This window comes from Pseudomonas fildesensis (genome assembly GCF_001050345.1).
In the GTDB taxonomy this organism is placed as follows: Bacteria; Pseudomonadota; Gammaproteobacteria; order Pseudomonadales; family Pseudomonadaceae; genus Aquipseudomonas; species Aquipseudomonas fildesensis.
In genome coordinates this window covers 524,493-547,799 of the sequence record NZ_LFMW01000012.1, presented here as the reverse complement: position 1 = coordinate 547,799, position 23,307 = coordinate 524,493, and the positions used below count along the sequence as shown (strand labels likewise).

Here is a 23,307-nt window from a genome sequence, read left to right as displayed (position 1 = left end):
AAACAGAGCGGCCGTCATAGTTCATTGGCCTGATGGAGGCTGATGAGCGAACGACCATGAGCGAAATAATCCCCGTCCGAACCGTGGAAACCTATGAGCCTGCGCACCCAAAGAAGGTGAAGGCCACATCCAGCGACCACCTGATCCATACCCGTAGTTTTACCGGCGTGTACCGCACCTTGCGTGTGAGTGGTGCAGCGTTCCTGTTCCTGGCCTTTTTCGGCACCGTGTGGCTGAACTGGGGCGGTCGCCAGGCCGTACTGTGGGACTTGGCCGAAAGCAAATTCCACATTTTTGGCGCGACCTTCTGGCCCCAGGATTTCATCCTGTTGTCGGCGCTGCTGATCATCTGTGCATTTGGCCTGTTTGCGATCACCGTGTTTGCCGGTCGCGTGTGGTGCGGCTATACCTGCCCGCAAAGTTCGTTCACCTGGCTGTTCATGTGGTGCGAAAAGGTCACCGAAGGCGAACGCAACCAGCGCATCAAACTGCAAGCGGCGCCCTGAAACCTGAAAAAACTGGCGCGACGCTCGGCCAAACATACGATGTGGCTGGGCATCAGCGTGCTGACCGGGCTGACCTTTGTCGGCTACTTCACGCCCATACGCCCGCTGGCTACCGAACTGCTGACCTGGCAAATGGGCGGCGTGAGCCTGTTCTGGGTGCTGTTTTTCACCGGCGCCACCTACATCAATGCTGGCTGGCTGCGCGAAGCGGTGTGCATGCACATGTGCCCGTATGCGCGGTTCCAGAGCGTGATGTTCGACAAGGACACGTTGACGATCTCCTATGATGTGGCGCGTGGCGAAAACCGTGGCCCGCGTAAACGTGAGGTCAAGCCTGCGGATGTGGGCCTCGGCGACTGTATCGACTGCCAGGTGTGCGTGCAGGTCTGCCCCACCGGCATCGACATTCGCGACGGCTTGCAAATGGAATGCATCGGCTGCGCGGCGTGTATCGACGCCTGCGATTCGATCATGGACAAAATGGGCTATGCCCGTGGCCTGGTGAGCTACACCTCCGAACATCAACTGCAAGGCGGCAAGACCCATCTGCTGCGGCCACGCCTGATCGGCTACAGTGCCGTGCTGCTGGTGATGATCGCGGCGCTGGTGGTGGCCTTGATGGAACGGCCAATGGTCTCGCTGGACGTGACCAAGGACCGTGGCATGTTCCGTGAGAACAGCCAGGGCTTGATCGAAAACATCTACAGCCTCAAGGTCATCAACAAGACCCAGCAGCGCCAGGATTACCGCTTGGAACTGGTGGACGCCGAGGGCTTCCAGTTGCAAGGCAAGACCGAGATCAGCCTCGCCCCAGGGGAAATCAGCGATGTGCCGGTATCCGTGGCATTGTTGGCGGATAAGCCGGCGAGCAGTTCGCAGACGATCCACTTCAAGGTGTCGGATGTGGACGAACCCTGGATCTACAGCGCTGCCGACAGCCGTTTTGTGGCGCCGCTGAACCGCTGACGACCACGACGTCAAAGACGCAGGGGACTAAATGTGGGAGGGGGCTTGCTCCCGATTGCGGTATGTCAGCTAGAGAGTTCATTGACTGATCCACTGCTATCGGGAGCAAGCCCTCTCCCACACTTTGCTCTGTGTTAAAAATGAGAAATCGTTTAAGGCCACCCATGAAACGCTACGAAAAATTCGCCGATGACATTGCCGAACTGATCCGCTCCGGCGTTCTGGGCCCCGGCCAACGGGTGCCGTCGGTGCGCTATGCCAGCCAGACGTACGGCGTCAGCCCGTCCACGGTGTTCCAGGCCTACTACCTGCTGGAACGGCGCGGGCTGATCCGCGCGCGGCCGCGTTCGGGCTACTTCGTCAACACCCATGCGCCCAGTCCGTTTTCCGAGCCGGTGGTGAGCGAACAGGTGCATGAGTCGACTGAAGTCGATGTGAGTGAGCTGGTGTTCTCGGTGCTCGACTCCATCAAAGACCCGAACACAGTGCCTTTCGGCTCGGCCTTCCCCAGTCCGATGCTGTTCCCGCTGCCGCGCCTTGCCCGCTCCCTGGCCAGCGCCGGTCGCGAGATGGACCCGCGCCTGGTGGTCACCGACATGTCGCCGGGCAACCCGCAACTGCGTCGGCAAATTGCCCTGCGCTACATGGTCGGCGGCCTGATGCTGCCCATGGAAGAACTGCTGATCACCAACGGCGCCCTGGAAGCGCTGAACCTGTGCCTGCAAGCCGTCACCGAGCCGGGCGACCTGGTGGCCATTGAAGCACCGGCGTTCTACGCGTGCCTGCAAGTGCTCGAACGCCTGAAGCTCAAGGCGGTGGAAATTCCGGTGCACCCGCGCGATGGCATCGACCTGAATGCGTTGTCACAAAGCCTTGAGCGTTATCCGATCAAGGCCTGCTGGACCATGACCAGCTTCCAGAACCCCATGGGCGCCACCCTGCCGGAGGCAAAAAAACAAGCGCTGGTGGCGTTGCTGCGCAGCCATCAGGTGCCGCTGATCGAGGACGATGTGTACGCCGAGTTGTACTACGGGCAACACGCGCCCAAACCGGCAAAGGCCTTCGACACCGAGGGCCTGGTGATGCACTGCGGGTCGTTTGCCAAGAGCCTGGCGCCAGGGTATCGCGTCGGCTGGGTGGCGGCCGGGCGCTATGCGCAGAAGGTCGAGCGCTTGAAGCTGATGACCTCCCTATGCCCGTCGATGCCGGCGCAGGCGGCGATTGCCGACTACCTGCAGCACGGTGGTTATGACCGGCACTTGCGCAAACTGCGCTATGCGCTGGAAGAACAACAAAGTGCCATGCTGGCCGCCATCGCCCGCTACTTCCCCGCGCAGACACGGGTCAGCCAGCCGGCTGGAGGATATTTCCTGTGGCTGGAATTGCCCGAGCAAACCGACTCGTTGAAGTTGTTCCAGATGGCCCTGGCCCAGGGCATCAGCATTGCGCCAGGCCCGATTTTCTCGGCGACCCGACGCTTTCGCAACTGCATTCGCTTGAACTATGGCAGCCCGTGGACAGAGGCGTCGGAGCAGGCGATGGAGACGTTGGGACGAATTGTGCGGTCGTTTTGAGTTATGGCGTTGCCCTTACTGACGCCATCGGGAGCAAGCCCCCTCCCACATTTTGATGTGTGAATACTCTCAAGTGTGGGAGGGGGCTTGCTCCCGATGACACCGGTGCAGGCACTACATAACTAGCGACCGCCGCCCAGATCGATAAAAGTACCGGTGGCGTACGACGCCTTGTCCGACAGCAACCAGATAATCGCTTCCGCCACTTCGTCCGGGCGCCCGCCCCGGGCCATGGGAATTCCGGACTCCAGCTTGCTGACCCGGTCTGGGTCGCCGCTCAGGGCGTGGAAGTCGGTGAAGATATAGCCAGGGCGCACCGCGTTGACACGAATGCCCTCGCCCGCGACTTCTTTCGACAGGCCCAGGGTGAAGGTGTCGAGCGCGCCCTTGGAAGCGGCATAGTCCACATATTCGCCCGCTGCCCCCACGCGCGACGCCACCGACGACACGTTGACGATACTGCCGCCCTGCCCGCCATGCCGAGGCGACATGCGCAGCAGCGCATGCTTGGCGCAAAGGATCGGGCCCAGCACGTTGGTCTTCAAGACTTTCAGGATGCGGAATTCGGACATTTCATCGACCCGCGACTTTTGCCCCACGGTGCCAGCGTTGTTGACCAGCGCCGTGACACGCCCCAGCTCAGCGTCAACGCGGCTGAACAAGGCGATCACTTCATCTTCAATACTGACATCCGCACGCACGGCAATCGCCTGCGCGCCCAACGCGCGAACCTGCTCGAGAACGCGGTGGGCGGCGGCTTCGTCGGACTGAAAATTGATGCAGATGCGATAGCCCTCGCGTGCTGCCAGCAATGCCGTCTGGGCGCCAATCCCGCGACTGCCTCCAGTGATGATGACGACTTTGTCCATGCGTGCGATCTCCTGATTCAACCTGAGGTTTAGGGTTGGATCCAAGAATACGCGTCACGCACGGCTTTTGTCAGGCGTTAACACGTCTTCCGCACGCTGGATGTCTGCCATAAAACCGTCTGCCGGCAGCGGGTGACCCAACAGGTAGCCTTGCAGCGCGTTGCATCCCAGGCGCGTGAGGAAGCTTTGCTGCACATCGGTCTCTACCCCTTCGGCAACAATCCGCAACCCCAGGGCCTGGCCCAGCGCGACGATGGCCGACACGATGGCGGCGTCGTCGCTGTCGTGCTCCAGGTCGCGCACAAAACCACGGTCGATCTTCAGCTCGTTGGCCGGCAAGCGCTTGAGGTACATCAGGCTTGAATAGCCAGTGCCGAAGTCGTCGATGGACAGGTCGACGCCCATGTCCGAGAGCTGCTGCAACACCGCCATGCTCGCATCGGCGTCGCTCATGGCGGTGGTCTCGGTGATTTCCAGGGTCAGGCTGTTGGCCGGCAACTGGTGACGCTCAAGGGCCGAGGCCACGCTATTGACCAGCCCGACGTGACAGAACTGCAGCGCCGAGAGGTTCACGGCAATGCGCCAATCCTCATAGCCCTGGGCGTACCACACGCGCATCTGACGGCAGGCTTCATTGAGTACCCACTCGCCAATCGGAATGATCAACCCGGTCTTTTCCGCCAGGTCGATAAAGGTCGCCGGCAGTAACAGGCCTTGCTGCGGATGTTCCCAACGCAACAGCGCCTCGGCACCCACCGGGATGCCACTGATCGCGTCGAACTTGGGCTGGTAATACAGACGGAATTGCTCGTGTTCCAGGGCGTTGCGCAAGTCCTGCAGCAGCTGCAGTTGTTTGCGTGCGTTGGTGTTCATCGACACATCAAAGAAGCTGTAGCCGTTCTTGCCCATGCCCTTGGCGTGGTACATCGCGGCGTCGGCGTTCATCAACAGGTCCTGCGGGTTGCTACCGTTGCCGGGAAACATGGCAATGCCGACGCTGGCGGATATTTTCAGTTCGTGTTCAGCCACCTGGAACGTCTGGTTGATCAGGTTCACCTGGCGTTCGGCGAGGCCGAGGGCATCGTCTGGCTGGGTCAGCTGTACCAGCAGCACAAACTCATCCCCGCCGATGCGCGCCAGGGTGTCGTGGCTGCGCAGGTCTTCGCGCAGGCGTAGGCCGACTTCGCGCAGGAGCTGGTCGCCCATATGATGACCAAAGGCGTCGTTGACCGGCTTGAAGCCATCCAGGTCGATAAACATCAGGGCGAAGCAACCGCCTTGCTCCTTCACCGCCTGTATCGCCTGCTGAATGCGATCCGCCAGCAACGTGCGGTTGGGCAGGCCGGTAAGCATGTCGTGCAGGGCCAAGTGGGTCAGCTCCTGGTTGGCCAGGGTCAGGGAATCGGCGAGTACGGAGGTGCGCGCCTCCAGACGGGCGTCGAGCAACGAGGTGAGTAGCGCGATGCCCAGCACCGCTAACGTCGTCACCAGCACCAGGTTGTCCAGGCCTTGGCCGCTCAGGCCTGTCAGCGCCGCGCCGCAGAAACTGTCGTCGGCAAACTGTGCCGCCGCCATGCCGGTGTAGTGCATGCCAACGATGGCCACACCCATCACCACTGCCGCGCCACCGCGTGCCAGGCGTACATAAGGGGTGCTACGGCGCAGGTTGAACGCAATCCACAGTGCCGCACCGGAGGCCACGACCGCGATCAGCAATGAAGCGCCGAACAAGGTGGGGTCGTAGTCGATACCGGGCGTCATGCGCATTGCGGCCATGCCGGTGTAGTGCATGCTGGCGATGCCTGCGCCCATGATCAGCGCACCAAAGGCCAGTTGCCAGGCGGGCAAGCGTTGCTGGCTGACCAGCCATAACGCAAAGCCGCTGGACAACACCGCGATCAACAATGACAGCGCGGTAATGCCCAGGTCAAAACCCAGAGCAAACGGCAGGCGCAGGGCCAGCATGCCGATAAAATGCATGGACCACACGCCCACGCCCATCGCCAATGCCCCGCCGGCGATCCACAGGTAGACGGCGCGGCCCTTGGCGGTCGCGATGCGGCCGGTGAGGTCCAGCGCGGTATAGGACGCAAGGATCGCGACGCACAGGGAGATCACAACGAGGGAGATTGAATAACTACCGATAAGCATGGGACTTCTCGTGGGCAACGGCCCCGATAGGCCAGTGCCAAGTGGCGAAGCGGCGGATTGTAGCGAGAATAATTATTGAGCACTTGATTAATTATCAGAGCGCCATCATTGGCATTTTGACGTCAATTGGCTGGCTTAAAACGCCCGCAATCCTCGTTCCCGCGCGCAGCAAAGGAACGCATCCCGTGACGCTCCGCGTCACATTCGTCAACGGGACGCGGAGCGTCCGGGGCGGCATTTCTACGCAGAGCGTGGGAACGATCTAACGATCTACTCTTCCTTCTCGGCGATTGGCGTTTGCCCATCCCATCCACCGCCTAGCGCGGCGATCAGTTGCACACTTGCCACCAAGCGTGTCTGCAGCAACGTCAGCACCGTGCGCTCGTTACTCAACGCCGTCGCCTGCACCGTCACCACATCCAGATAAGCAATCAACCCCGCCTTGTACTGGTTCTGCGTCAACCGCAACGACTCCCGTGCCGACTCCAGCGCTTCATTGCTGACCACCGCCTCGTCTTGCAGCACCTTGAGCTGGACCATGTAGTTTTCCACTTCGCGGAAACCGTCGAGCACGGTCTGGCGGTACTTGGCCACCGTCTCGTCATAGGACGCCACGGTACGATCGACTTCCGCCGAGCGCTGACCGCCGTCGAACAAGGTCATCGCCAGTTTCGGTCCCACTGACCAGAAACGGTTCGGCAAACTGATCCAATCGGCGTAGGTGCTGCTGGAGTAACCACCCGCCAGGCTAAGGCTCAAGTCCGGGTAATAGGCGGCCTTCGCCACGCCTATATTGGCGTTGGCGGCGATCACCGAGCGTTCTGCCGAGGCGATGTCGGGGCGGCGCTCCAGCAGTTGCGAGGGCAGGCTCAGCGGAATCTGCGGCAGTGCCGGGATGTCCTTGCTCACGGCCAGGTTGAAGTTGGCCGGCGCTTCACCGATCAACACGGCGATGGCGTTTTCCAGTTGCGCGCGCTGCCAGATCAGGTCGATCAGGCTGGCCTGGGTGGTCTTCAGCTGGGTTAGCGCCTGGGCAACCGCATCCTTGCCGGAGACGCCGGCGCGGTATTGGTTTTCGGTCATTTGCAGGGAGCGCTGATACGTCTCCAGGGTGGCTTGCAGCAGGCGGGTCTGTTCGTCCATGACCCGCAATTGCAGGTAGCTTTGCACCAGTTCAGATTGTTGGCTGAGGCGCATCGCCGCAAGGTCCGCCGAGCTGGCTTCGGCGCTCGCCTCATTGGCCTCCAGGCCTCGGCGCAACTTGCCCCACACATCGGCCTCCCAGCTCACGCCCAACTGCGCATTGAGGGTGTCGCGGATGCCGCTGCTGGAACTGCTGAGACTGGCATTGCTGCTGCCGGTACCCTGGCTCGCGCGGGTTTTCCCGGCGCTCAGGTCGACGGTGGGGTAAAACGCCCCGCGCGAGCTGCGCACCAGTGCCTGGGCCTGGCGAAAGCGCGCTTCGGCCTGGGCCACGGTCTGGTTGGCGGTATTGAGGCGCAGCACCAAGTCATTCAATTGGCGGTCGCCGTACAGCTCCCACCAGGCGCCACGAGCCAGGGAGTCGCTCGGCGTGGCCTGGCGCCAGCCCTGGGCTTCCTTGAACTGGACGGGTTCGATGACGTCCGGGCGTTTGTAGTCGGGGCCGATGGCGCAGGCGCTGAGCAACATCGCCAAGCCCACTGTAGGAGCGAGCTTGCTCGCGAAGGTCGCCAACGATGACGCGCCCAACCTGGAGGAACGGGGTGCCTGTGAGTTTTTCGCCGGCAAGCCGGCTCCTACAGGGGGTTGCGGTGCAATGAAGTCAGGTGAGTATCCCGGCTGCGGTGAATTGGCGTTGATTGAATCGGTCATAGCGCAGTGTCCAGGGCAGCATCGGTACGCACGCCGCGCCAAGCGTTGAAGCGGTGGCGCGCGCGGTCGAGATAAAGGTAAACCACCGGGGTGGTGTAGAGGGTCAGGATCTGGCTGAACACCAGGCCGCCGATAATGGTCAGGCCCAGGGGCTGGCGCATTTCCGCGCCTTCGGCCGTGCCGAGCAACAGCGGCAAGGCGCCTAGGATCGCGGCCAGCGTGGTCATCAGAATCGGCCGCAAGCGCAACAGGCAAGCGCTGCGAATCGACTCCAGCGGGCTCATGCCCTCATGGCGCTCCAGTTGCAGCGCCAGGTCGATCATCAGGATCGCGTTTTTCTTCACCACCCCGATCAGCAGGAACAGCCCCAGCAGGGAGATCAAACTGAACTCACCGCCCAGCAGGTAGATCGAGAGCAAGGCCCCGACCCCGGCCGACGGCAACGTCGAGAGAATCGTCAGCGGGTGGATGTAGCTTTCATACAGAATGCCCAACACCAGATACACCGCCACCAGCGCGCCGAGAATCATGAACGGCTGGCCCTTCTGCGTGGCCGCGAAAGCATCGGCGGTGCCGGCCATCTTGGCGATCACGTCTTCCGGCAAGCCGACCTTGGCAATCGCCCGCTCAATGGCAGCGGTGCCCTGCTCCACCGTCACGCCGGGCGACATGTCGAAGGCAATGTTTTCCGAGGCGAACTGGCCTTCGTGGCTGACGCGGTCATCCGCCAGGCTGTTTTCGTAATGGGCGATGGTCGACAACGGCACCCGCGCCCCGGTGGAAGTGATCACCTGCATCTGGTTGAGGGTGATCGGGTCCTGGGCGTACTTAGGGTTGACCTCCATCACTACCTGGTACTGGTTGAGGCTGTCGTAGATCGTGGAAATCTGCCGCTGGCTGTAGGCGTTGTTCAACACCGCCGTGACCATGTCCATATCGATTCCCAGGCGCTTGGCCTGGTCACGGTCGACGATCAGCGTGACCTGGGCGGCGCCTCGGCCTTCGCGGGCGTCGATGGCGGTGAGCTCCGGCAGTTCGCGCAAGGCGCTCACCACTTTCGGGTACCACAGGCGCAAAGCCGCCAGATCACCGCTTTGCAGGATGTAGGAATACTGCGCGCTGGACTGGTCACGGCTGCCGCCGAATTGCAGGTCCTGGTCGGCCATCAGGAACAGGCGCCCGCCCGGCACCAGCGGCACGCTTTTACGCAAGCGCTCGATCACGGCCTGGGCGGAAATCTTGCGTTCGCTGATGGGCTTGAGGCGCACCAGCATCACCGCGTTGTTGGTGCCGCTGTTACCGCCGATAAACCCGGCCACGCTGAGCACCGCCGGGTCTTGCAGCACCGCCTTGCGGTAAATTTCCATCTTCGGCTGCATCACGCTGAACGACAGCCCGTCGTCGCCGCGCACAAACCCGATCAACTGCCCGGTGTCCTGCTGGGGCATGAAGGTTTTCGGCACGACCACGTACAGGGCGATATTCACGCCCACAGTGATCAACAGGCTGAGCAGCGTCAGGCGCCGATGGCGTAGCACCCAGTCCAGGCTGGTGGCGTAGCCGGCCACCATGCGGTCGTTGACCTTCTGGCTCCAGCGCTGCAACCCGGTCATCTCGCCTTTGACGTGGGGCTTGAGCCAGCGCGCGCAGAGCATGGGCGTCAGGGTCAGCGACACAATCAGCGATACGATGATCGCCGCCGACAGGGTGATGGAAAACTCGCGGAACAGGTTGGTAACGATCCCGCCCATAAACAGGATGGACAGGAACACCGCCACCAGCGACACGTTCATCGACAGCAAGGTAAAGCCGACCTCCTTGGCCCCCAGGTACGCCGCCTTCATCGGCGGCACGCCCTCGTCGATATGCCGGGAGATGTTCTCCAGCACCACGATGGCATCGTCGACCACCAGACCGGTGGCGAGGATCAGCGCCATCAGCGAGAAGTTGTTCAACGAGAAACCGAACAGGTACATCACCGCAAAGGTGCCCACCAGCGACACCGGCACCGCCAGGGTCGGAATCAGCGAGGCGCGGAAGTTACCGAGGAACAGGTACACCACCAGGATCACCAGGACCACGGCGATCAGCAACGTCATCTCGGCTTCGTGCAAGGTCGCGGTGATCACCGGCGAGCGGTCCATGGCCAGGCTGAGCTTGACGCTGGACGGCAGCACCGCCTGCAACGCCGGCAACTGCGCCTTGATCTGCTTGACGGTCTCGATAATGTTGGCGCCGGACTGGCGGTTGATCACCAGCAGCACCGCCGAATCATTGTTGAAGAAACCACTGTTGTAGCGGTCTTCCACGCCGTCGCTGATCTTGGCCACGTCGCCCAGGCGCAGGGCTGCGCCGTTCTGGTAGCGAATCAGCAGCGGCTCATAGTCCTTGGCTTTTTCCAGCTGGTCGTTGGCCTGGATCTGCCAGTTGCGCTCGCCGTCTTCCAGGGAACCCTTGGGCCGGCGCTGGTTGGCGTTGGCGATGGTGTTGCGCACATCGTCCAGGGCCACGCCGTACTGGTCGAGGGCCTTGGGTTCGAGCTCGATGCGCACCGCAGGCAGGGAGCTGCCGCCGATCTGCACTTCGCCCACACCCGGCACCTGGGACAGGCTTTGCGAGAGGATGGTCGAGGCCAGGTCGTAGAGCTGGCCCTTTTGCAACACGTCCGAGGTCAGCGACAGCACCATGATCGGCGCCTGGGACGGGTTGATTTTCTTGTAGGTGGGCATGCTACGCATGCCGCTGGGCAGCAGGTTGCGCGAGGCGTTGATCGCCGCCTGCACTTCCCGCGCCGCACCGTTGATATCGCGGTCGGAGTCGAACGCGAGGATCACCCGCGTCGAACCCTGGCTCGACGAACTGCTCATGGTGGTGATGCCGGCAATCGCACCGAACGAACGCTCCAGCGGCGTCGCAACGGTGGATGCCATCACCTCGGGGCTCGCGCCGGGCAAGCTGGCCGACACCACGATGACCGGGAAGTCGATCTGCGGCAGCGGCGACACCGGTAGCAAATTGAAGCTGACGCCGCCCAGCAGCATGATCGCCAGGCTCAGCAGCATGGTCGCTACCGGCCGGCGGATGAAAGGTCCGGACAGGTTCATGACTCAACCGGCTCCAGGCTCTGCGGCTCTTTGCGCCAGCGCCGGCCAAGTCGATCGAAGTACAGGTAGATCACCGGTGTGGTGAACAGCGTCAGCACCTGGCTCACCAGCAAGCCGCCGACCATCACCAGGCCCAGGGGCTGGCGCAATTCCGCACCGGAACCCGTGGCCAGCATCAGCGGCACCGCACCGAACAGCGCGGCCAGGGTAGTCATCAGGATCGGCCGGAAACGCAACAGCGCCGCCTGGTAGATCGCGGTCTGCGGGTCGAGGCCCTGGTTGCGTTCGGCGTCGAGGGCGAAGTCGATCATCATGATCGCGTTCTTTTTCACAATACCGATCAGCAAGATGATGCCGATGATCGCGATCATCCCCAGGTCATTGCCGCTGAGCAGCAAGGCCAGCAAGGCCCCCACCGCCGCCGAAGGCAAGGTCGAGAGGATGGTGATCGGGTGGATATAGCTCTCATAGAGCACGCCGAGCACGATGTACATGGTGACCACCGCCGCCAGGATCAGCAGCAAGGTGCTCGACAGCGACGCCTCGAACGCCTGGGCAGCGCCCTGGAATTGGGTTTGCACGCCTACCGGCATGCCGATGTCTTTCTGGGCCTGGTTGATCAGCTCCACGCCTTTGCCCAGCGCGACGCCGGGGGCCAGGTTGAAGGACATCATCACCGCCGGGAACTGGCCGATATGCGCAATCGCCAACTGCGCCTGACGCTGTTCCACCCGGGCCAGGCTCGACAGCCGCACCTGGCCGCCGTCGGTGGTTTTTACATGGATCTGGTTCAGCGCATCCGGGCCCAGGGTTTCACCCGTCTGGGCCTGCAACACCACCCGGTACTGGCTGGCCTGGGTGTAAATCGTGGAAATCTGCCGTTGGCCAAAGGCGTCGTACAGCGCATCGGTGATGGTCGACACGCTGACGCCGAGGCGCGAAGCCGCATCGCGGTCGATTACCAGGTACACCTGCAAACCTTTGTCCTGCAGGTCGCTGGCGACGTCGGTGAGCTCGGGCAACTGGCTGAGGGTGTGCACCAGCTTGCCGCTCCACAGGGCCAGCAGCTCTGAGTCCGGCGAGGACATGCTGAACTGGTACTGGGTACGGCTGACACGGTCTTCGATGGTCAAGTCCTGCACCGGCTGCATAAACAGGCGGATGCCCACGAGTTTGTCGATTTCCGGTTGCAGGCGCGTGATCACCTGGGCCGCGCTCAAGTCGCGCTGGCCATGGGGCTTGAGGTTGATCAGCAAGCGGCCACTGTTAAGGGTGGCGTTGTCGCCATCCACACCGATATACGACGACAGGCTTTGCACCGAAGGGTCGGCGAGGATGATCTTCGCCAACGCCTGCTGGCGCTGGCTCATCGCAGCAAAGGAAATCGACTGCGGCGCCTCGGAAATGCCCTGGATCACGCCGGTGTCCTGCACCGGGAAAAAGCCCTTGGGCACCACCAGATACAACACCACCGTCAGGCCCAGGGTGGCGATGGCCACCAGCAGGGTCAGCGGCTGGTGCTTGAGCACCCACTGCAACTTGCGGCCGTAGGCTTCGACCATCCAGTCGATCCAGGCGCCGCTGGCCTTGTAGAAACGGCTTTGTTCCTCTTCCTTGGGTTCGCGCTTGAGCAAGCGCGCGCACATCATCGGCGTCAGGGTCAGGGACACCACCAGGGAAATCAGGATCGCCACCGCCAGGGTGATGGCGAATTCGCGGAACAGTCGCCCGACCACGTCGGCCATGAACAGCAGCGGGATCAATACCGCGATCAGCGACAGGGTCAGGGAAATAAGGGTGAAGCCGATCTGCTTGGCGCCCTTGAGCGCAGCGGCCATCGGCGTCTCGCCTTCCTCGATATAGCGGGAAATGTTCTCCAGCATCACGATGGCGTCGTCCACCACAAACCCGGTGGCGATGGTCAGGGCCATCAGCGTCAGGTTGTTGATGGAGAAGCCCGCCAGGTACATCACGCCAAAGGTGCCTATCAGCGACAGCGGCACGGCGATGGACGGAATGATCGTGGCGCTGACCCGGCGCAGGAACAGGAACGTGACCATCACCACCAGGGCGATGGCGATGAGCAATTCGTGCTGCACATCGGTAACCGAGGCGCGGATGGTCTGGGTGCGGTCGGTGAGTACAGTGACGTCAAGGCCGGCAGGCAGGTTGTCGGTGATGCTCGGTAACAGCGCCTTGATGCGATCGACCACCTCAATCACGTTGGCACCCGGCTGGCGCTGGATGTTCAGCAGCACAGCCTGGTTTTCATTGGCCCACGCGGCGAGGCGTTCGTTTTCGGCGCCGTCGACGATCTGCGCCACATCTTTAAGGCGCAGCGGCGCGCCATTGTTGTAGGCAAGGATCAGTTCGGCATATTGCTGAGGCGAGACCAACTGGTCGTTGGCGTCGAGCATTGATACGCGGGTGGGACCGTCGAAGTTGCCCTTGGGCTGGTTGACGTTGGACGCGGCGATCAGGGTGCGCACGTCCGAGAGGTTCAAGCCGTTGGCCGCCAGGGCCTCGGGGTTGACCTTGATGCGCACGGCCTGGCGCTGGCCACCGGCGATACTGACCATGCCGACGCCACTGATCTGGGCGATTTTCTGCGCCATGCGGGTGTCGACCAAGTCATTGAGCTTGGGCAGCAACATGGTCTTGGAAGTGATCGCCAAGGTCAGCACCGGGGTGTCCGCCGGGTTGACCTTGTTGTACACCGGCGGCGCCGGCAAATCCTTGGGCAGCAGGTTGGTGGCGGCGTTGATCGCGGCCTGAACCTGTTGCTCGGCGACATCCATGTTGATGTCGAGGTTGAAGCGCAGGGTGAGTACGGACGCGCCGCCGGAGCTGGTCGACGCCATCTGGGTCAGGCCGGGCATTTGCCCGAACTGGCGCTCCAGGGGCGCGGTGACCGCGCTGGTCATCACGTCCGGGCTGGCGCCGGGGTAAAGGGTCATCACCCGGATGGTCGGGTAATCCACCTGGGGCAAGGCCGAGACCGGCAACAGGCGATAGGAGATGATGCCGGCCAGGACAATGGCCAGCATGCTCAGCGTGGTGGCGACCGGGCGAAGGATAAACAGCCGCGACAGGTTCATGAACCGACCTTTTGCGCCTTGCCGGCGTCAGCCCCGGTCTCCCCTTTTGCTGCCGGCTTGCCTTGCAGGTGTTCAGTCGGGGTGGTCGGCACTTGGCTGCTGTCGTTGACCACTTCGATTTCGCTACCTTCCTTGAGACGGTCGGTGCCTTCGAGCACCACGCGGTCTCCGGCGACCAGGCCTTCCTTGACCACAGTGTTGTCGCCATCGTTGTCACCCACCACCAGCGGCTGGACCTTGACCTTCTTGTCGCCGTCGAGCTTGTAGACAAAGGTGCCGGTGTTGCCAAACTGAATCGCCGCGGAAGGTACCAGCACCACATTGTGCAAGGTGTCGGCGAGCAGATGCACATTGACGAACTGGTTCGGGAACAGTGCCTGGTCCTTATTATCGAAGCGGGCCTTGAACTTCAGGGTACCGGTGGTCACGTCGATCTGGTTGTCGAGGCTTTGCAGCACGCCAGTGGCCTGGCGCTTGGCGTCGCCACGGTCCCAGGCTTCGACCGGCAGCTTGTTGCCGGCGTGGTAACGGGCGAGCACGGTTTCCAGGGTATTTTCCGGCAGGGTGAAGGCCACGCTGATCGGCTGGGTCTGGGTGATCACGGCGAGGAACGTGGTGTCGTTGGCGGCCACCAGGTTGCCCACGTCGACTTGACGCAAACCGACCCGGCCGGTGATAGGCGCGCGGATTCTGGTGAATTCGAGGTTGAGCTTGGCGTCATCCACCGCGCCCTGGTTCGTCTTGACGGTGCCCTGGTATTGCAGGACCAGCGCTTCGGCGGTGTCCAGGGTTTGCTTGGCGATACTGTCCTGGGCGTAGAGGCCGCGATAACGCTCGACGTCGACCTGGGCGTTTTTCAGCTGGGCCTGGTTCTGCATCAGCGTGCCCTGGGCCTGGAGCAAGGCGTTCTGGTAGCTGCGCGGGTCGATTTGGGCCAGCAGGTCACCGGCCTTGACCATCTGCCCTTCTTCAAAGGCGATCTTGACCAACTCTCCGCCCACCCGGCTGCGCACATTGATGGTATTGAGCGCGGTTACCGTGCCCAAGGCCTTGTAGTACACCGGGAACTCCCCCTGCACCGCCGGCGCCACGCGCACCGGCACTGCGCCGGTGGAGCCACCGAAGCCCGGGCGCGCCATGCCGGTCTTGCTGGTGTGACCGGCCGGTGCGTCTTTGTGGGCAACGCCGCCGGGCCAGAATTTCCAGCACAGGCCGGCGATAACCAGCAGCACAAGCAGGCCGAACATCCAGCGGCGGGACTTACGGGGGGAGGATTGCATGGAGTGATCAACCATTGGGGGCGAGAGCTTCTACTTTGGGAGGCTGAAAGATAAGCACTGGGGCGCGTTAAGAAAAGCGCCTTTACCGGCTATTTACCTTGGGCTTACAACTTTTAACTTTTGAGCTTAGTCCGCAGGCTATTTCGCTAAGCGTCTGACCGGTAAATAAAAACGGCCTGGACTAGGCCAGGCCGCAATCATGTATCACGCGTGTTACTGCCAGACGACAGTAATGCGCCGAAACAGTTATTTCAAAACAGCCAGGGCTGCTTCGTAGTTAGGCTCTTGGCCGATTTCAGATACCAATTCGCTGTGCAGCACGTTGTCGTTTTCATCCAGTACCACGACGGCACGGGCGGTCAGGCCTTTCAATGGGCCGTCAACGATCGCAACACCGTAGTCGACGGCGAAGGCAGCGTCGCGGAAGTCCGACAGGTTTTTAACGTTTTCCAGGCCTTCGGAGCCGCAGAAACGCGCTTGGGCGAATGGCAGGTCAGTGGAGATGCACAGCACAACGGTGTTTTCCACATCGTTGGCCTGGGCGTTGAACTTGCGAACCGAAGTCGCGCAGGTCGGGGTATCAACGCTTGGGAAGATATTCAACACTTTGCGCTTGCCGGCGAAGGTGGCCAGGGTTGCTTCCGACAGATCGCCGGCGGTCAGGGTGAAGTCTTCAGCTTTGGTGCCGACTTTCGGCAGATCGCCTTCAACCTGGACAGGGTTACCACGAAGGGTGACTTGAGCCATGAACAGAATCCTTATGCTGGGTTTTGGTTAAACGAATTCGAGAGGCCGAAGTTAACCACAAAGTGCCGTGGCTACCTACCGCCAGACACAAATTGTCATGCCATGCGGTTGTGGTTTAATTGCGCGCTTTTCGCCCGCACTTCAAGGAAACCGTTGTTGATGAATCAGCCCGCCACAAAAGTTTTGGTCATTGGTTATGTCTGGCCAGAACCCCGCTCCTCGGCCGCCGGCGGGCACATGATGCAGATTCTGCAGAGTTTCCTGGACGCGGGCTGGAACATCACCTTCAGCAGCCCGGCCGCGCTTGGCGAGCACAAGGCTGACTTGCTGACACTGGGCATCGCCGAGTGCGCGATCGAGCTCAATAACAGCAGTTTCGACGACTTTATTCGCGAACTGGCCCCGGACATTGTGCTGTTTGACCGTTTCATGATGGAAGAACAGTTCGGCTGGCGCGTCGAAAAACATTGCCCCGACGCCCTGCGCGTGCTGGAAACCTCTGACCTGCAAAGCCTGCGCGACGCCCGTCACCAGCGCCTTAAGGACCACCTCAAGGCCGATCCGGACGGCGACGACTTCGGCGCCCTGTTCGCCCCCGCACTGGAGGGAGAATTCCAGTTGATGGCAGACACCGACTTGGCCAAGCGCGAGATTGCCGCCATTTACCGCTGCGACATCAGCCTGATGATCTCCGACGTGGAAATCCGCATGCTCACCGAGCAGTTCAAGGTGCCCGCCGCCCTGCTCCACGGGTGCCCGCTGATGCTGGAACCGCCGACCGAGGCCTTTGCGCCGTTTGAAGACCGCGCGCACTTCCTCAGCATCGGTAACTTCCGCCACGCGCCTAACTGGGATGCGGTGCTCTGGATGAAAAACAGCGTGTGGCCGCTGATCCGCCAGCAACTGCCCGGCGCCCAGTTGCACATCTATGGCGCCTACACGCCGCCCAAGGCTACTGCGCTGCACAACCCGGCCCAGGGCTTTCATGTGATGAACTGGGCTGAAGACGCCCTGCAAGTGATGTCTGCTGCGCGCATCTGCCTGGCACCCTTGCGCTTCGGCGCGGGTATCAAGGGCAAGCTGGTGGACGCGATGCTGTGTGGCACGCCGAGCATCACTACGCCCATCGGCGCCGAGGCCATGGGCGATGAACAGCCCTGGCCGGGGATGATCGAACACAGCGCCCCTGCCCTCGCTGCCGCCGCCGTGGCCCTGTATCAGGACCGCAAGCGGTGGACCCAGGTCCAGGAACACGGCCGCCAGTTGCTTGCTCGCCGCTACGACCAGAACGTCCACGGCCCGGCGTTGGTGGAATGCCTGGAACAGTGCCGCAACCGCCTCGCCGCCCATCGCCGGGATAACTTCACCGGCAGCATGCTGCGCCATCACGCGCATAAAAGTACGCAATACATGTCTCAGTGGATCGAGGCAAAAAACCGCATCGTATAAACACCGAGGCTGACAGGGTCGCGCGCAAGGGGGCATTATTCAGGTCGCAATCACAATAAAGCGACGGCAGCATGACCCGAGCAACGCGAATCACCGACCCTTCCTACGAGCTGATGGACGATCACAACGGTCTGTCCATCATCTATCGCCAGCACGGTTTCCCCTGCCCGCTGGTGCGCTGGCATTTCCACAAGGAATACGAGCTGCACCTGATCGTCGCCAGTTCCGGCAAGGTGTTTATCGGCGATTACATCGGCAATTTCTACCCTGAAAGCCTGTTCCTCACCGGCCCAAACTTGCCCCACAACTGGATCAGCCAGGTCGAAGAAGACGAAGTGGTGCCCAAGCGCGACATGCTGGTGAACTTCACCGATGACCTGTTCGAGGGCGGCAGCCAGATATTTACTGAACTCAAGACCCTGGCACCGCTGCTGGAACGCGCGCAGTACGGCATCGAGTTTCGCTGCAAAAAGACCATCGCCCAGGCCATGAGCCTGATGCAACGCATTGAGGACGCCAAAGGCATGGCGCGCCTGGGGCACTTCTTTATCCTGCTGGAAGTGTTGAGCGCGTGTGAGGACTACCAATTGCTGTCCGGCGTGACCACGCCGCAGCTGGCCGACGAGCACAGCATCGACCGCACCAACCGCGCGGTGGACTACATTTTCGCGCATTACGCGCGGGAGTTACCGCTGGAGGAAGTGGCGGACTATCTGGGGATGAAGCCGACGTACTTTTCGCGCGTATTCAAACAGGCGACGGGACGCACGTTTATCGAGTTTGTGAACCGGTTGCGCATCAGCAAGTCCTGCGAGTTGCTGGCTGACGGTGACAAGGCGGTCACAGACGTGTGTTTTGAATCGGGCTTCAACAACATTTCCAACTTCAACCGGCGCTTTCAGCAGCTTAAAGGCATGACGCCGTCCCACTACCGACGCCTGGCGGTGCAAAGGCTCACCGAGCAAAACCTGGCTTAATGATTGATCGTTCCTACGCTCTGCGTGGGAATGCCGCTCCGGACGCTCCGCGTCCCGCCATGCAAGGTTTGAAGACTGTGCAACGGTGACGCAGAGCGTCACGGGATGCATTCCCACGCAGAGCGTGGGAACGATCAAGTTAACCGCTTCAGCACGTTGAGACCGAGTGCAAAAAAGTATCAGTCCAAGTGCGCCCAAGGATTTGTCACAACCCCATTTCAAGGCTGTAATCAACGCACACTCTTCCTGACTCCTTGTAGGAAGACACAACAACAATAACTGTCCTTCTGTAGCCTTCCGGGCGCGGAAATGGAGTGCGCGATGAAGTTCACAGTAAAAGCTCTGCTTGCCTGCACCTGCATGACCCTCAGCGCCGTCAGTCTTGGCGCGCAAACCCTGACCATTGCCACCGTCAACAACAGCGACATGATCCGCATGCAGAAACTCTCGAAAACCTTCGAGGCCGAGCATCCGGAGATCAAGCTGAACTGGGTGGTGCTCGAAGAAAACGTGCTGCGCCAACGCCTGACCACCGACATCGCCACCCAAGGCGGGCAGTTCGATGTGTTGACCATCGGCATGTACGAAGCCGCACTCTGGGGCGCCAAGGGCTGGCTGGAGCCAATGAAGGACCTGCCTGCTTCCTACGACCTCGATGACGTATTCCCTTCCGTGCGTGACGGTTTGTCCGTCAAGGGCTCGCTGTATGCACTGCCGTTCTACGCCGAAAGCTCGATCACTTATTACCGCACCGACCTGTTCAAGGACGCCGGGCTGACCATGCCGGAGCACCCGACCTGGACCCAGATCAGCGAATTCGCGACAACACTCACCGACAAGACCAAAGAGCAATACGGCCTGTGCCTGCGTGGCAAAGCCGGTTGGGGTGAGAACATGGCGCTGATCACCACCCTGGCCAACGGCTATGGGGCGCGCTGGTTCGACGAGAAGTGGCAGCCGGAATTCAACGGTCCTGAGTGGAAGGATGCGCTGAACTTCTACGTCGACAATATGAAGAAATCCGGCCCGCCGGGTGCTTCCAGCAACGGCTTCAACGAAAACCTGGCGCTGTTCAACAGCGGCAAGTGCGCGATCTGGGTGGATGCCAGCGTCGCCGGCTCGTTTGTCACCGACAAGACCCAGAGCAAAGTGGCTGACCATGTCGGTTTCACCTTCGCCCCGCACGAGAAGACCGATAAAGGCACCTCGTGGCTGTACTCCTGGTCCCTGGCCATCCCGACCAGTTCCAAGGCCAAGGACGCTGCCAAGGTGTTCACCAGTTGGGCGACCTCCAAGGAATACGGTGCCTTGGTCGCCAAGACCGATGGTGTTGCCAACGTTCCGCCAGGCACGCGCAAGTCGACCTACAGCGACGAGTACATGAAAGCCGCGCCGTTCGCCAAGGTGACCCTGGAATCGCTGAAAGTGGCGGACCCGACCAACCCAACCCTCAAGCCGGTGCCGTATATCGGTATCCAGTTGGTGACCATTCCTGAGTTCCAGGCGATTGGCACCCAGGTCGGCAAGTTCTTCTCGGGCGCGCTGACCGGGCAAATGTCTGTCGACGACGCACTCAAGCAAGCGCAGACCACCACCGAACGCGAAATGAAGCGGGCCGGTTATCCCAAATAGTCTGTAAATGTCTCAATTGTGGCGAGGGAGCTTGCTCCCGTTCGTGGGCGCAGCCCACGTAAACCTGCCGGCGTAAATATAGAAATCGCCTACACAGGTTTTGGGGGCGCTTCGCACCCCAACGGGAGCAAGCTCCCTCGCCACAAGGACCTCGCCGCATAACGAGCCTGTGATCATCATGAATACCACCACTGCCAAAGTGCAAACCGCCGCGCCTGAAACGCCGCGCAAAAGCCGCCTGGCCAACCCCGGCTGGTTCCTCGTCACCCCTTCGGTCGCCATGCTGCTGCTGTGGATGATCGTGCCGCTGGGCATGACCCTGTACTTTTCGCTGATCCGCTACAACCTGCTCTATCCCGGCGAAAACCAATTCGTGGGGCTGGAGAACTTCGCCTACTTCGTCACCGACTCCGGCTTCCTGCCCGGCGCCACCAATACCCTGTTGCTGGTGGGCAGCGTACTGCTGATCAGCGTGGTGTTCGGTGTGTTGATCAGTGCCCTGCTGGAGGCCAGTGAGTTCTTCGGTCGTGGCGTGGTACGGGTGTTGTTGATTTCGCCGTTCTTCATCATGCCCACCGTCGGTGCGCTGATTTGGAAGAACCTGATTTTCCATCCGGTATCGGGGATTCTCGCCGCCGTGTGGAAGTTCTTCGGCGCCGAGCCCGTGGACTGGCTCGCGCATTACCCGTTGCTGTCGATCATCATCATTGTGTCGTGGCAGTGGCTGCCCTTCGCGATCCTGCTGCTGATGACCGCCATGCAGTCCCTCGACCAGGAACAAAAGGAAGCCGCGCGCCTCGACGGTGCCGGTGCCATCGCGATCTTCTGGCACCTGACCCTGCCCCACCTGGCGCGCCCGATTGCTGTGGTGGTGATGATCGAAACCATCTTCCTGCTCTCGGTCTTCGCCGAAATCTTCACCACCACCAACGGTGGCCCCGGCTACGCCTCGACTAACCTCGCCTACCTGATCTACAACCAGGCGCTGGTGCAGTTCGATGTGGGCATGGCGTCGGCCGGCGGCTTGATTGCCGTGGTCATCGCCAATATCGCGGCGATCATCCTGGTGCGGATGATCGGCAAAAACCTGACTGACAAGCCTTGAGGGCCGCGCCATGACGCTTCAACAATCCCGCCGCCTGCAAAGCCTGTTGCTCGGCACGTTGGCCTGGGCCATCGCGATCCTGATTTTCTTCCCGATCTTCTGGATGGTGCTGACCAGCTTCAAGACCGAAATCGACGCGTTCGCCACACCGCCGCAGTTCATCTTCACGCCGACGCTGGAGAACTACCTGCACATCAACGAGCGCAGCAACTACTTCAGCTATGCCTGGAACTCGGTGCTGATTTCGTTCAGCGCGACCGCGCTATGCCTGCTGATCTCGGTGCCGGCCGCCTACTCCATGGCGTTCTACGAAACCAAGCGCACCAAAGGCACGCTGCTGTGGATGCTCTCCACCAAGATGCTGCCGCCGGTGGGCGTGCTGATGCCGATCTACCTGCTGGCCAAAAGCCTTGGCCTGCTGGATACGCGCATTGCACTGATCATCATCTACACCCTGATCAACCTGCCGATCGTGGTCTGGATGGTTTACACCTACTTCAAGGACATCCCCAAAGACATCCTCGAAGCCGCCCGCCTGGACGGCGCGACCCTGTGGCAGGAAATGGTCCGGGTGCTGCTGCCGATCGCCAAGGGTGGCCTCGCCTCCACGGTGTTGCTGTCGCTGATCCTGTGCTGGAACGAGGCCTTCTGGTCGCTGAACCTGACCTCCTCCAACGCAGCGCCCTTGACCGCACTGATCGCCTCCTACTCCAGCCCCGAAGGTTTGTTCTGGGCCAAATTGTCAGCCGTCTCGACCCTGGCCTGCGCGCCGATCCTGATCTTTGGCTGGATCAGCCAGAAACAGCTGGTGCGCGGTTTGTCCTTCGGCGCCGTGAAATAACCGACATTTAATAAAAATTCAAAGTGGAGGCCCATCCCATGGCCAACCTGAAAATCAAGAATCTGCAAAAAGGCTTCGAAGGTTTCTCCATCATCAAGGGCATTGACCTTGAAGTGAACGACAAGGAATTCGTGGTATTCGTCGGCCCGTCGGGCTGCGGCAAATCCACCCTGCTGCGCCTGATCGCCGGCCTGGAGGAAGTCAGCGAAGGCACCATCGAACTCGATGGCCGCGACATCACCGAAGTCACCCCAGCCAAGCGCGACCTGGCGATGGTGTTCCAGACCTACGCCCTGTACCCGCACATGAGCGTGCGCAAGAACATGTCGTTTGCCCTGGACCTGGCGGGTGTCGACAAAAAAATCGTCGAGAGCAAGGTCAACGAAGCGGCCCGCATCCTGGAGTTGGGCCCGCTGCTTGAGCGCAAACCCAAGCAGCTCTCCGGTGGCCAGCGACAGCGCGTGGCGATCGGCCGTGCGATTGTGCGCAACCCGAAGATTTTCCTGTTCGATGAGCCGCTGTCCAACCTCGACGCCGCCCTGCGCGTGCAGATGCGCCTGGAACTGTCGCGCCTGCATAAAGAGCTGCAAGCGACCATGATCTACGTGACCCACGACCAGGTCGAAGCCATGACCCTGGCCGACAAGGTGGTGGTTCTGAACAGCGGCCGCGTGGAACAGGTCGGCTCGCCGCTGAAGCTGTATCACCAGCCGGCCAATCTGTTTGTCGCAGGCTTCCTCGGCACGCCGAAAATGGGCTTCCTCAAAGGCAAGGTCACTCGCGTGGAGGCACAGGGTTGCGAAGTCGAACTGGATGCTGGCGGTCGCATCAGCCTGCCCCTGAGCAGCGCGACCTTGAGCGTGGGCGGCGAGGTCACACTGGGCATTCGTCCGGAGCACCTGGAAATCGCCGCCCCTGGCCAGGCCACTCTGACCGTCACCGCCGACGTCGGCGAGCGCCTGGGCAGCGACACCTTCTGCCACGTCATCACCGCCAGCAAAGAGCCGTTAACCCTGCGTATCCGTGGCGACATGGCCAGCCAATATGGCGAAACCCTGCAGTTGCACCTGGACCCGACTCAATGCCATCTGTTCGACGCTGATGGCGTTGCCGTGGCCCGCCCACTGCGCGCTGCCGCCTGATTTTGCGAGATT

14 protein-coding genes and 1 pseudogene are annotated in these 23,307 nt (G+C 61.4%); 8 read left to right on the top strand and 7 right to left on the bottom strand.

Going from position 1 to position 23,307, the window contains the following annotated elements; all coding sequences use genetic code 11:
- The first annotated feature begins 56 nt into the window (after positions 1 to 56).
- Positions 57 to 1,472 (top strand): annotated as a pseudogene (ccoG, locus tag ACR52_RS19480) (cytochrome c oxidase accessory protein CcoG).
- Between the two features lie 164 nt (positions 1,473 to 1,636).
- Positions 1,637 to 3,046, top strand: coding sequence for a GntR family transcriptional regulator MpaR (gene mapR, locus ACR52_RS19475; RefSeq protein ID WP_048728077.1), 1,410 nt, complete (start codon positions 1,637 to 1,639; stop codon positions 3,044 to 3,046).
- 122 nt (positions 3,047 to 3,168) lie between these two features.
- Here mapR and ACR52_RS19470 read toward each other — a convergent pair whose 3' ends face one another.
- The 7 genes from ACR52_RS19470 to tpx form a co-directional block, all read right to left on the bottom strand.
- Positions 3,169 to 3,915 carry an SDR family oxidoreductase gene (locus tag ACR52_RS19470; protein ID WP_048728074.1) on the bottom strand — a complete coding sequence of 249 codons (747 nt, stop codon included), beginning with the start codon at positions 3,913 to 3,915 and terminating at the stop codon, positions 3,169 to 3,171.
- 54 nt (positions 3,916 to 3,969) lie between these two features.
- Entirely contained in the window at positions 3,970 to 6,066 is a 2,097-nt protein-coding gene (locus tag ACR52_RS19465) for a putative bifunctional diguanylate cyclase/phosphodiesterase (RefSeq protein WP_048728070.1), read from the bottom strand.
- 270 nt (positions 6,067 to 6,336) lie between these two features.
- Positions 6,337 to 7,737 carry an efflux transporter outer membrane subunit gene (locus ACR52_RS19460; protein WP_048728057.1) on the bottom strand — a complete coding sequence of 467 codons (1,401 nt, stop codon included), beginning with the start codon at positions 7,735 to 7,737 and terminating at the stop codon, positions 6,337 to 6,339.
- Positions 7,738 to 7,916: 179 nt separating this feature from the next.
- A complete protein-coding gene (locus ACR52_RS19455) occupies positions 7,917 to 11,024 on the bottom strand; it encodes an efflux RND transporter permease subunit (protein ID WP_048728055.1) in 3,108 nt (1,035 codons plus the stop codon).
- Positions 11,021 to 14,122 (bottom strand): MdtB/MuxB family multidrug efflux RND transporter permease subunit, encoded by a 3,102-nt coding sequence (locus ACR52_RS19450; RefSeq protein WP_048728052.1) that lies wholly within the window; start codon positions 14,120 to 14,122, stop codon positions 11,021 to 11,023. The genes ACR52_RS19455 and ACR52_RS19450 overlap by 4 nt, the downstream gene beginning before the upstream one ends.
- Complete coding sequence (locus tag ACR52_RS19445; RefSeq protein WP_048728049.1) at positions 14,119 to 15,417, bottom strand: MdtA/MuxA family multidrug efflux RND transporter periplasmic adaptor subunit; 1,299 nt, start codon at positions 15,415 to 15,417, stop codon at positions 14,119 to 14,121. The genes ACR52_RS19450 and ACR52_RS19445 overlap by 4 nt, the downstream gene beginning before the upstream one ends.
- A gap of 231 nt (positions 15,418 to 15,648) precedes the next feature.
- Positions 15,649 to 16,149, bottom strand: a complete 501-nt coding sequence (gene tpx, locus ACR52_RS19440; RefSeq protein ID WP_048728045.1) for a thiol peroxidase — start codon at positions 16,147 to 16,149, stop codon at positions 15,649 to 15,651.
- Positions 16,150 to 16,308: 159 nt separating this feature from the next.
- On the opposite strand from tpx, the gene ACR52_RS19435 reads away from it, so the two are divergent.
- The 6 genes from ACR52_RS19435 (at position 16,309) to ACR52_RS19410 (ending at position 23,295) form a co-directional block, all read left to right on the top strand.
- Positions 16,309 to 17,598 (top strand): glycosyltransferase, encoded by a 1,290-nt coding sequence (locus ACR52_RS19435; protein ID WP_048728043.1) that lies wholly within the window; start codon positions 16,309 to 16,311, stop codon positions 17,596 to 17,598.
- Between the two features lie 71 nt (positions 17,599 to 17,669).
- Positions 17,670 to 18,575 carry an AraC family transcriptional regulator gene (locus tag ACR52_RS19430; protein ID WP_048728041.1) on the top strand — a complete coding sequence of 302 codons (906 nt, stop codon included), beginning with the start codon at positions 17,670 to 17,672 and terminating at the stop codon, positions 18,573 to 18,575.
- Positions 18,576 to 18,896: 321 nt separating this feature from the next.
- The gene (locus tag ACR52_RS19425) at positions 18,897 to 20,207 is read left to right on the top strand and encodes an ABC transporter substrate-binding protein (protein WP_048728039.1); all 1,311 of its coding nucleotides are present in this window, start codon (positions 18,897 to 18,899) and stop codon (positions 20,205 to 20,207) included.
- A 178-nt stretch (positions 20,208 to 20,385) separates the two neighbouring features.
- Positions 20,386 to 21,312, top strand: a complete 927-nt coding sequence (locus ACR52_RS19420) for a carbohydrate ABC transporter permease (RefSeq protein ID WP_048728036.1) — start codon at positions 20,386 to 20,388, stop codon at positions 21,310 to 21,312.
- Between the two features lie 10 nt (positions 21,313 to 21,322).
- Positions 21,323 to 22,153: a carbohydrate ABC transporter permease gene (locus ACR52_RS19415; RefSeq protein WP_048728032.1), complete on the top strand. Its 831-nt coding sequence runs from the start codon at positions 21,323 to 21,325 to the stop codon at positions 22,151 to 22,153.
- A 38-nt stretch (positions 22,154 to 22,191) separates the two neighbouring features.
- Positions 22,192 to 23,295, top strand: coding sequence for an ABC transporter ATP-binding protein (locus tag ACR52_RS19410; protein WP_048728029.1), 1,104 nt, complete (start codon positions 22,192 to 22,194; stop codon positions 23,293 to 23,295).
- The last annotated feature ends 12 nt before the right edge of the window (positions 23,296 to 23,307 follow it).

Coding starts and splice junctions, on each gene's coding strand:
- ACR52_RS19470 (WP_048728074.1), bottom strand. CDS start 3,915: ATGGACAAAGTCGTCATCATCACTGGAGGCAGTCGCGGGATTGGCGCC.
- ACR52_RS19450 (WP_048728052.1), bottom strand. CDS start 14,122: ATGAACCTGTCGCGGCTGTTTATCCTTCGCCCGGTCGCCACCACGCTG.
- tpx (WP_048728045.1), bottom strand. CDS start 16,149: ATGGCTCAAGTCACCCTTCGTGGTAACCCTGTCCAGGTTGAAGGCGAT.
- ACR52_RS19445 (WP_048728049.1), bottom strand. CDS start 15,417: ATGGTTGATCACTCCATGCAATCCTCCCCCCGTAAGTCCCGCCGCTGG.
- ACR52_RS19425 (WP_048728039.1), top strand. CDS start 18,897: ATGAAGTTCACAGTAAAAGCTCTGCTTGCCTGCACCTGCATGACCCTC.
- ACR52_RS19430 (WP_048728041.1), top strand. CDS start 17,670: ATGACCCGAGCAACGCGAATCACCGACCCTTCCTACGAGCTGATGGAC.
- ACR52_RS19465 (WP_048728070.1), bottom strand. CDS start 6,066: ATGCTTATCGGTAGTTATTCAATCTCCCTCGTTGTGATCTCCCTGTGC.
- ACR52_RS19415 (WP_048728032.1), top strand. CDS start 21,323: ATGACGCTTCAACAATCCCGCCGCCTGCAAAGCCTGTTGCTCGGCACG.
- ACR52_RS19460 (WP_048728057.1), bottom strand. CDS start 7,737: ATGTTGCTCAGCGCCTGCGCCATCGGCCCCGACTACAAACGCCCGGAC.
- ACR52_RS19410 (WP_048728029.1), top strand. CDS start 22,192: ATGGCCAACCTGAAAATCAAGAATCTGCAAAAAGGCTTCGAAGGTTTC.
- mapR (WP_048728077.1), top strand. CDS start 1,637: ATGAAACGCTACGAAAAATTCGCCGATGACATTGCCGAACTGATCCGC.
- ACR52_RS19420 (WP_048728036.1), top strand. CDS start 20,386: ATGAATACCACCACTGCCAAAGTGCAAACCGCCGCGCCTGAAACGCCG.
- ACR52_RS19455 (WP_048728055.1), bottom strand. CDS start 11,024: ATGAACCTGTCCGGACCTTTCATCCGCCGGCCGGTAGCGACCATGCTG.
- ACR52_RS19435 (WP_048728043.1), top strand. CDS start 16,309: ATGAATCAGCCCGCCACAAAAGTTTTGGTCATTGGTTATGTCTGGCCA.